This is a genomic window from Mesorhizobium sp. M7A.F.Ca.CA.002.09.1.1, assembly GCF_003998555.1.
Lineage (GTDB): Bacteria > Pseudomonadota > Alphaproteobacteria > Rhizobiales > Rhizobiaceae > Mesorhizobium > Mesorhizobium ciceri.
The window spans coordinates 1-9,146 of sequence record NZ_RZRR01000117.1 but is presented as its reverse complement, the minus strand read 5'-3'; the positions used below and the strand labels follow the sequence as shown (position 1 = coordinate 9,146).

10 protein-coding genes are annotated in these 9,146 nt (G+C 63.3%); 3 read left to right on the top strand and 7 right to left on the bottom strand.

The window, feature by feature from the left end; all coding sequences use genetic code 11:
* A partial coding sequence (locus tag EN994_RS07880; protein WP_206530382.1) for a PLP-dependent transferase occupies positions 1-217 on the top strand: 217 nt, incomplete at its 5' end.
* Positions 218-224: 7 nt separating this feature from the next.
* Here EN994_RS07880 and EN994_RS07875 read toward each other — a convergent pair.
* The gene (locus tag EN994_RS07875) at positions 225-1,376 is read right to left on the bottom strand and encodes a ceramide glucosyltransferase (RefSeq protein ID WP_063170014.1); all 1,152 of its coding nucleotides are present in this window, start codon (positions 1,374-1,376) and stop codon (positions 225-227) included.
* Between the two features lie 233 nt (positions 1,377-1,609).
* Between EN994_RS07875 and apaG the strand changes: the two genes are divergently transcribed.
* Positions 1,610-2,002: a Co2+/Mg2+ efflux protein ApaG gene (gene apaG, locus EN994_RS07870; protein WP_013533640.1), complete on the top strand. Its 393-nt coding sequence runs from the start codon at positions 1,610-1,612 to the stop codon at positions 2,000-2,002.
* 47 nt (positions 2,003-2,049) lie between these two features.
* On the opposite strand, the gene EN994_RS07865 is transcribed toward apaG, so the two are convergent.
* From EN994_RS07865 to EN994_RS07855, 3 genes are all read right to left on the bottom strand, one after another.
* Positions 2,050-3,081: an Hsp33 family molecular chaperone gene (locus EN994_RS07865; RefSeq protein WP_013533641.1), complete on the bottom strand. Its 1,032-nt coding sequence runs from the start codon at positions 3,079-3,081 to the stop codon at positions 2,050-2,052.
* 110 nt (positions 3,082-3,191) lie between these two features.
* The gene (gene argF / locus EN994_RS07860) at positions 3,192-4,103 is read right to left on the bottom strand and encodes an ornithine carbamoyltransferase (RefSeq protein WP_013533642.1); all 912 of its coding nucleotides are present in this window, start codon (positions 4,101-4,103) and stop codon (positions 3,192-3,194) included.
* A gap of 17 nt (positions 4,104-4,120) precedes the next feature.
* Entirely contained in the window at positions 4,121-5,320 is a 1,200-nt protein-coding gene (locus EN994_RS07855) for an aspartate aminotransferase family protein (RefSeq protein ID WP_063170013.1), read from the bottom strand.
* A 358-nt stretch (positions 5,321-5,678) separates the two neighbouring features.
* On the opposite strand from EN994_RS07855, the gene EN994_RS07850 reads away from it, so the two are divergent.
* Positions 5,679-6,197: a GcrA family cell cycle regulator gene (locus EN994_RS07850; protein WP_063170012.1), complete on the top strand. Its 519-nt coding sequence runs from the start codon at positions 5,679-5,681 to the stop codon at positions 6,195-6,197.
* A gap of 154 nt (positions 6,198-6,351) precedes the next feature.
* Here EN994_RS07850 and EN994_RS07845 read toward each other — a convergent pair whose 3' ends face one another.
* From EN994_RS07845 to EN994_RS07835, 3 genes are all read right to left on the bottom strand, one after another.
* On the bottom strand, positions 6,352-7,362 hold the full coding sequence (locus tag EN994_RS07845; protein ID WP_013533645.1) for a magnesium and cobalt transport protein CorA: 1,011 nt from the start codon (positions 7,360-7,362) through the stop codon (positions 6,352-6,354).
* Between the two features lie 90 nt (positions 7,363-7,452).
* The gene (gene phoU / locus EN994_RS07840; RefSeq protein ID WP_013533646.1) at positions 7,453-8,178 is read right to left on the bottom strand and encodes a phosphate signaling complex protein PhoU; all 726 of its coding nucleotides are present in this window, start codon (positions 8,176-8,178) and stop codon (positions 7,453-7,455) included.
* A gap of 112 nt (positions 8,179-8,290) precedes the next feature.
* Positions 8,291-9,146, bottom strand: an 856-nt coding sequence (locus EN994_RS07835) for an ATP-binding protein (RefSeq protein ID WP_127307469.1), incomplete at its 5' end; no start/stop codon positions are given.

The window sequence follows — 9,146 nt, the reverse complement described above, 5'->3', positions numbered from 1 at the left end:
CGCCTTGCAGACCGCGCTCGACATCGTCCTGCTCTCCAACAATCTCGGTGACGCCCAGCGCCTGCTCACCCACCCGGCGCCGACGCCGCACAAACATCTCAGCGACGAGGCGCGCGCCGAGCTCGGCATCGGGCCGGGCACGCTCAGGCTGTCGGTTGGCCTGGAGGATGCCGACGATCTGCTCGAGGACATCGCGCAGGCGCTGAAGGCCAGGTAGGAGGCCTTCAGGCGCCGGACGGCGTCTCTTCCAGCTCGGCCGTCTTGGTGCCGATGGTCATCGCATTGCCGCGCCAGTCGACGGCGCCGCCGAGCCAACCGCGCCCCCACATCGCCGGCAGGATCAGGTCGCGCGCCATGATCGCGGCGACCATGCGTGGCGACAGGTACCAGCCCTTGGACCAGGCCAGGGCGCACTCCGGAAGATAGAAGGCCGCCAGCACGGCAAGGGCGGTTGCCCAGAGGCTGAAGCCGGCGCTTGCCGCTGCAATCAGCGCAAGCACCAGCGGCACCACGGCGCCCGTCAGGATTTCGGGTGCGAAGAACAGCGGGAAAGTGACGCGGCGCAGGCGCGCCCAACGGGCCTGACGCGACCAGATCTCGTCAAACGAGCGCCGGCCAAGCGGCTGCTCGAAGGGGGCGGCGACGAGATTGACGCGCAGGCCGAGACTGTTCACCAGCTTGGTCGCAGCGGCATCCTCGGCGATCTCGGCGGCCAGCACGCGGATGCCGCCATTGGCATCGAGCATCGGCTTGTTCCAGAGCATGCTCTTGCCCTGGGCAAAGCCGAGGCCGAGCGCCTCACCGGCATATTGCCAGCGCGCCTGCAGCGTGTTGAGGAAAGCGCATTCGACCTCGGCCCAGAAGCCGGCCGGCCGCGAGCCGATCGGCGTCGAGCAGACAAGGCCGGTGCCGGGCCGCCAGGCAGCCATCAGGTGCTGGATGTAGTCCCTCGGCATCAGCACGTTGGAATCGGCCAGGACGACCCAGTCGTGCCGCGCCGCTTCCCAGCCCTTGACGCAATTGTTGAGTTTCGGATTGGCGCTGATGCGGTCATCGCCGACAAGCAGCCAGGCCGGCACTTTCGGAAACCGGACGATCGTCCTGTTTATCAATTTGATCACCGGATCGTCGGCATGGGCGACGCAGAAAATCAGCTCATAGCGCGGCCAGTCGAGCGAGAAGGCGCGCTCCAGCGTCTCCTGCGTGAACGGCTCGACGCCGCGCGACGGCACGACGATCGACACCGGCCGCGGCTTGCCGGCCGGCGGCGCAATGGTGCGACGCCGTCTCAGACGCGACACGGCGAGCACGATGCTGGCGAGATTCGAGAGGATGAGGACGGTTGAAAGCGTGGCGGCTATGAGAGTGAGTTGCATCGAGATCCGGTCACTCCAGGAAAACCGGTCCGCAAGATGACCGGTTTCAACAGTTCAGCAGAGCGCCCGAGTCGCGCGTCACCAGTCCGCGCACACCATCATTGTCATATGTCACTTAAATGACATTCTTTGTCGGCACCTGCCCGCGAGGCCGGCCAGAGGAGGCTTCGATCGGTTGACCTAACCGCACGGAGCGCCGAAAGTTCCGCTGGAACCGTTTTTTGGAGCCGCTTATGTATAGCGCCGTCACGCGCAACATCGAAGTGCAGGTCAGGCCGTTCTATCTGGAGGACCGTTCGGATCCCTCGGAGAACCGCTATGTCTGGGGCTATCAGATAACGATCGACAATCAGTCGGACGATTTCGTGCAGCTTCTGTCGCGCTATTGGCACATCACCGACGGCACCGGCCGGGTCGAGGAAGTGCGCGGCCCCGGCGTGGTCGGCGACCAGCCCGAACTCAATCCCGGCGACAGCTACCAGTACACGTCCGGTTGCCCGCTCTCGACACCGTCCGGCATCATGGTCGGGCATTACACGATGCGCAACAAGCGGGGCGAGACGTTCGACATCGCCATTCCGGCGTTTTCGCTGGACTTGCCGGGGACGCGGCGGACGGTGAATTGATTTCGCCTCACCGGCCGCGGAGCGACCGGTGAGGCGTGGTTTCTACTCTACTGGGCCGCAAATTCCGCCGGGTCGAAATCATATTGCTTCGAACAGAATTCGCAGGCGACGTGGATGCCGCCGTCTTCGGTGCTGTCCTTGATCTCCTGGGCGGAAAAACCCTCGAGGATGCCGCGGATCTTGTCCCTGGAGCACGAGCACTGGTCGGCGACCGGAACGCCGCCGAAGACGCGCACGCCATGCTCGTGGAACAGCCTGTAGAGCAGCCGCTCGGCGCCGATCGTCGGGTCGATCAGTTCGGTCGGCTCGATGGTGCCGAGCAGAGCCAGCAACTCCTGCCAGGAATTGTCGACCGGATCGTGGATCTCCTCACGCGGATCGCCATCGCCGCCCGGCAGGTCCGGGACGCGCATGCGCTCGGGCGACTGCGGCAGGAACTGCGCCAGGATACCGCCGGCGCGCCATTGCTCGCGGGCGCCGCCGGGACCGGGCGTCAAAAGCTTGGCCACCGACAGCCTGATATCCGTCGGGATCTGCTCCGACTGACGGAAATAGGTGCGTGCCGCGTCTTCCAGGGTCTCGCCATCGAGCTGGACGATACCCTGATAGCGCTGCGTATGGGCGCCCTGGTCGATGGTCAGCGCCAGCACGCCACTGCCGAGCAGCGTCTGTTGGGAGGTTTCGCCCGCCGCGACCAGCGCTTCCAGCCGGTCGGCATCGAAACGCGCATAGGCGCGCAGCGCCGAGGGCGTGGAAAAATCCGCAACCAGCATGTCGACGGGTCCGTCGGTGCGGGTCTGCAGGATGAACTTGCCCTCGAACTTCAGCGAAGTGCCGAGCAGCACGGTCAGCACACAGGCCTCCGCCAGCAGGCGGGCGACCGGCTCGGGATAATCGTGGCGGCTGAGGATGGCGTCCAGCATCGGCCCGAGTTGGACCGTGCGGCCGCGCACGTCGAGAGGGCCGACCTCGAACGGCACGACGTGATCGTCGCCGGCATAGCCGAATTCGCCGAGTTTGGGGTGATGTTCAGTCACTTGATAGGTTTCCAACATGACAAAGCTCCAGGGCGCGGCCATGCCGCCCTCCGGGGCGCATGCGTCGAAACGCGCTTGATTTGCGTGATGCGGCGCAAATAGGCATCACACGCCCGCAGATCAAGCTCCCAGGGATCAAGCGCCCAGACACTTCAAGCGCCTAGACACCAGGCAAGCACGGCCTTCTGGGCATGGAGCCGGTTCTCGGCCTCGTCGAAGACCACCGAATGCGGTCCGTCGATAACCTCGTCTGTCACTTCCTCGCCGCGATGCGCCGGCAGGCAGTGCATGAACAGCGCGTCCGGCTTGGCTCTCGCCATCAGCTTGGCATTGACCTGGTAGGGCGAGAACACATTGTGGCCGCGGGCGCGATGCTCCTGGCCCATCGACACCCAGCAATCGGTGACGATGCAGTCGGCCTGATCGACGGCTTCCTCGGGCGAGCGGGTGAAGTGCAGCTTGCCGCCATGCGCCTGCGACCAATCGATATGCTTCTGCGCCGGCTCGCTGCCTTCGGGAACGGCGACGTTGAGGTTGAAGCGGAACCGGGCCGAGGCCTCGAGCAGGGAATGCAGCACATTGTTGCCGTCGCCGGTCCAGGCGATGGTCTTGCCGGCTACCGGACCGCGATGTTCCTCGAAGGTCATGATATCGGCCATCAGCTGGCAGGGATGGGTATCGTCGGTCAGTCCGTTGATCACCGGCACGGTGGCGTTCTCTGTCAATTCCAGCAGCCGCTCATGCGAGGTGGTGCGGATCATGATCGCATCGACATAGCGCGACAGCACCTTGGCGGTGTCGGCGATGGTCTCGGAACGGCCGAGCTGCATCTCGGTGCCGGTCAGCATGATGGTCTCGCCGCCGAGCTGCCGCATGCCGACGTCGAAGGAGACGCGCGTGCGCGTCGACGGCTTGTCGAAGATCATCGCCAGCACCTTGCCTTCGAGCGGTTTGGTGCGCTCGCCGGCCTTGAGCCGCGCCTTTCGCACCACCGCGTCGTCCAGCATCAAGCGCAGGTCGCCTTCGGAAACGGTGGAAAGATCGGTGAAATGGCGAACTGACATCAGCAATGATTCCGGGATTACTTCGCCGCGGCGGAAGCGATCGCCTCCGCCAGGCCCTTGGCGCCGGCGCGGATGCGGTTGAGCGCGTCATGGATCTCGGCGTCGGTGACGGTGAGCGGCGGCAACAGGCGAATGACGTTGTCGCCGGCCGGAACCGTCAACAGGTGCTGGTCGCGCAAGGCCATGTTCACCTTGGTGTTGGGCATGGCGCATTTGAGGCCGAGCATCAGCCCGGCACCCCTGATGTCCTCGATGATTTCGGGAAACTCGTCGGCGACCGACGCCAGACCCTGCTTCATCAGCAGCGCCTTGCGCTGGACATCTTCGAGGAAGCCGTCTTCCAGCACGACATCGAGCACGGCGTTGCCGACCGCCATGGCAAGCGGGTTGCCGCCGAACGTGGTGCCATGCACGCCGGCGGTCATGCCGACCGCCGCTTCATCCGTGGCAAGGCAGGCGCCCATCGGGAAGCCGCCGCCGATACCCTTGGCAATCGCCATGATGTCGGGCGTTACACCCGACCATTCATGTGCGAACAGCTTGCCGGTGCGGCCGATGCCGCACTGGACCTCGTCGTAGATCAACAGCAGGCCGTGCTGCTCGCACAATTGCCTGAGCCGCTTCAGCGACTGCGTCGGCACCGGGCGGATACCGCCCTCGCCCTGCACCGGCTCGATCAGGATCGCGGCCGTCTCCGGCGTGATCGCCTTTTCGGCGGCGTCAATGTCGTCGAAGCCGACCTGGTCGAAACCTTCGACCTTGGGGCCGAAGCCCTCGAGATACTTGTACTGGCCGCCAGCCGCGATGGTCGCCAGCGTGCGGCCATGGAAGGCGCCTTCGAAGGTGATGATGCGAAAGCGCTCGGGATGGCCTTTGACGAAATGGTAGCGCCGCGCCGTCTTGATCGCGCATTCCAGCGCCTCGGCGCCGGAATTGGTGAAGAACACCTTGTCGGCGAAGGTGGCGTCGGCCAGCCGTTCGCCAAGCCGGCTCTGCCCGGGGATCTCGTAGAGGTTGGAGACATGCCACAGCTTGGCTGCCTGCTCGGTGAGTGCGGCGACCAGGTGCGGATGGCTGTGGCCCAGCGAATTGACGGCGATGCCGCCGGCGAAATCGAGATATCGCTCGCCCTTGTCGGTAATCAGCCATGTGCCTTCCCCGTGGTCGAAGGCCAGGGGTGCGCGAGCAAAGGTCTCGTAAAGCGCCGAACCGCTCATTATATGCGTCTCCGGTACCGGAAAATCAAAAAAGCCGCCAAAGCGGCGGCCTGTGCGGCTTATCCTGTTTTTCGGCCATGAAGTCAACGAAAACGTCGCGTAGTGGCGCGCGGCAAGCCCCCCGACGGGACGCCGGCTCATAAGCGACCGGGCAAGTTGGGGAAAACCGAAAAAACCGATTCGTGTTGCACTTGGGACTCTTGTCACCGAGTCAGCGCATAGAGTAGTTGTAGTCGAGAAATAACTAGATTTCGTGCGGCGGACCTAATCACCAGATATATGTGGTGTCTGCCCTGGCAAATGTTGCCGGGTCGGGAGAAGGATTCCGATTGCCGCACGCTTAGAGGAGCGCGGTCTCATGAACTGGACTGACGAGCGGGTAGAACTCTTGAGAAAACTGTGGTCGGAGGGTCTGAGCGCAAGCCAGATTGCTGCGCAGCTTGGAGGGGTCAGCCGCAATGCGGTCATCGGGAAGGTGCATCGGCTGAAACTGTCGGGCCGCGGTCGCTCGACCGCCACGCCAACACGCCAGAAGAAGGCAGCGCAAGGATCGACTGTCCAGAAATCGGTATCACGCGCCGCAACCACGGCACGCCATGTCACGACATCGGTCGGCGCGACCGCTTTGCAGACGCAGTTCGACGCCGAACCCGTGGCACGCCATTACATCCGCCCGGTCGAAAATGTCGTGCTGCCGATCTCGCGGCATCTGCAGCTGGTCGAGCTGACCGAGCGGACCTGCAAATGGCCGAACGGCGATCCGCTTTCAGAGGACTTCCATTTCTGCGGCAACGATGCCGCCGAAACCGGTCCCTACTGCAAGTACCACGCCCGCGTGGCATTCCAGCCGGCATCGGAGCGGCGGCGGAGCAGGTAGATAAGGGAATAGGGGAGTAAGGCAGTAGGGCAGTATGTGCGCGGAAAGTCGCGCTCACGAAATGCCACCCTACTGCCCTACTGCCCTACTGCCCTACTGCCCTACTGCCCTACTGCCCTACTGCCCTACTGCCCTACTGCCCTACTGCCCTACTTCACAACCAGCCATTCTTCCTGAACCGCCAATACAGAAACGCGCAGATCAGCGCGATCGTGGCCAGAACCACCGGATAGCCGTATTCCATCTTCAGTTCCGGCATGTCGCTGAAGTTCATGCCGTAAATGCCGGCGAGCGCCGTCGGCACCGCCAGGATTGCGGCCCAGGAAGCGAGCTTCTTGGTGTTGGCCGTTTCCTGACTCTGGCCGACCAGCAAGCTCGCCTCGAAAGCGAATGCCAGCACCTCGCGCAGGCTGTCGATCTTCTCCTGAACGGTGCGGATGTGATCGGTGACGTCGCGGAACAGCGGATGCATGGCGGTGTGGATCTGCGGCAGCTCGGCGCTGGTCAGCCTTCGGCAGACTTCGACCAGCGGAAGCGCGGCATTGCGCAGGCGCAGGAGATCGCGGCGCAGCATATAGAGCCGCTCTATGTCGGGAGCGGTCATCGGCTTCAGCAGAACCTTGTCCTCGATCGCCTCGACCTCGTCCTCGATCTGCTCGAGCACCGGCATGTAATTGTCGACGATGAAATCGAGGATGGCATAGAGGACGAAATCCTCGCCCTTGGCCAGCGAGTGCGGGCAGCTTTCCCAGTGCTGACGAACGGCGGCATAGGACGTCGAGGGACCGTGCCTGACGCTGACTATGTAGCCTGAGCCGACGAACAAATGGGTCTCGCCGAAGGTGACCCGGCCCTCGATCAGCTGCGCGGTGCGGGCGACGATGAACAAGGCGTCGCCATATTGCTCGATCTTCGGCCGCTGGTGCGGGTGCTCGGCATCCTCGATCGCCAGCTCATGCAGGTGAAACTGCGCCTGGACGCGCAGCAACAGGTTACGGTCGGGCTCCAACAGGCCGATCCAGACGACGTGACCGGATTTTTTTGCCCATTCGCCGGCTTCCTCGATGGGAATGTCGGCGATGCGGCGGCCCGCGGTGTAAACGCCGCAAGCGATAATGCCGGATATCGGCGCAGGCGCCGGGGTCAGGTTCCGAACATTTTCCATCACGACCTCCCGGAGCAAATCCACGGACGAGGATAGAGGCAAAGCCCGGAAAGCTTATCGTAAATCGGGTGACGGTTCGAGAGGCGGCGTTCACTTCACCGGCTGCGTCTCGGAAAGGCTGATTTTGTCGGTCTTGTCGCCCTTGGGCCGCTCAGCCGGCAACTGATCGCCGGTGACGATGTAGTAGATGGTCTCGGCTATGTTGGTGGCGTGATCACCGATACGCTCGATGTTCTTGGCGCAAAACAGCAGATGCGTGCAGGGCGTGATGTTGCGCGGATCTTCCATCATGTAGGTCAGCAATTCGCGAAACAGCGATGTGTACATGGCGTCGATCTGGTCGTCACGATCGCGCACGAAGCCGATCTTCTCCACCGAACGGGACGCGTAGACGTCGAGCACTTCCTTGAGCTGGGTCAATGCCAGGTTGGACAGAGCCTCGAGGCCGCGGAACAGGCTGGTCGGCTGGCGTCCGTCGGTGACGGCGACAACCCGCTTGGCAACGTTCTTGGCGAGATCGCCAACCCGTTCGAGGTCGGCGGAGATGCGGATGGTCCCGACTATCTCGCGCAAATCCGCCGCCATCGGCTGACGCTTGGCAATGATGATGATCGCCTTGTCGTCGATTTCGCGCTGGCCCTCGTCCAGTACGGTATCGTCGCGGATGACCTTCTGGGCAAGGCCCGGGTCGGCATTGACGAGAGCGGTGACCGCCTGTTCGACCATGCGCTCGGCATGGCCACCCATCGCGGCGATGCGCTTCGACAGATATTTCAACTCCTCGTCATAAGCGCTGACGATGTGCACGGACTGCATGGCAAATGCCTTCCCACGGGGTGTTTTGATTTTGAGTCGTTTCCTCGAATCCCCGCTGATACGCTAGCCGGATGACAGAAAAAAGAAACAGTGCCCTTGAATTAGGGCGATATCAGTGCGCCGGCAAATGAACCGAGAATGCCGCGCCGTTGCCGACTTCGGACTTGATCGAAAGCCGGGCGTTGTGGCGCGTCAGGATATGCTTGACGATCGACAGGCCGAGGCCGGTGCCTTTCTGGGTCCGGCTGGTCTCGACATCGACGCGGTAGAAGCGCTCGGTAATGCGCGGAATGTGCTCCTCGGGAATGCCAGGGCCAAAGTCCCTGATCGTCACGTCGATGCCCGGCTCTGGTCCGGCATCGCTATGCGCTATGGATACAACCACGCGCCCACCCGACTGCCCGTATTTGCAGGCGTTTTCCAGGAGGTTCTCGAAAACCTGGAAAAGCTCATCGCGATCGCCAGGCACATGAAGCGGTCCGTCGGCGTAGCGCCGCTCGATGGCAACGGCGTTTTCGCTGGCCAGCGGTCCGAGCGAGTCGATGACGCTGTCGACGGTCTGGCGCAGGTCCACCTCGGTTCCCGGCTTCAGATAGGGTTTCATCTCGAGCCGCGACAGCGACAACAAATCGTCGATCAGACGCGCCATGCGGCCGGTCTGGCTCTGCATGATCTGCAGAAACTGGTCGCGCGCCGCCGCGTCGTTGCGGGCTGGCCCGCGCAGCGTTTCGATAAAGCCGGCGATGGAGGCAAGTGGGGTGCGCAGTTCGTGGCTGGCATTGGCGATGAAGTCGGCGCGCATGCGGTCGATCCTGCGCGTTTCGCTCTGGTCCTTGAACACCAGCACATAGAGATCGGTGGCGTGACCGACCGAGGACACGCTCACCCGGTAAGCCCGTTCGACCGGCAGCTTCTCCGTATAGTCGACGATATCGGAGGCGACATCGCCCGATAGCACGCCATCCAGC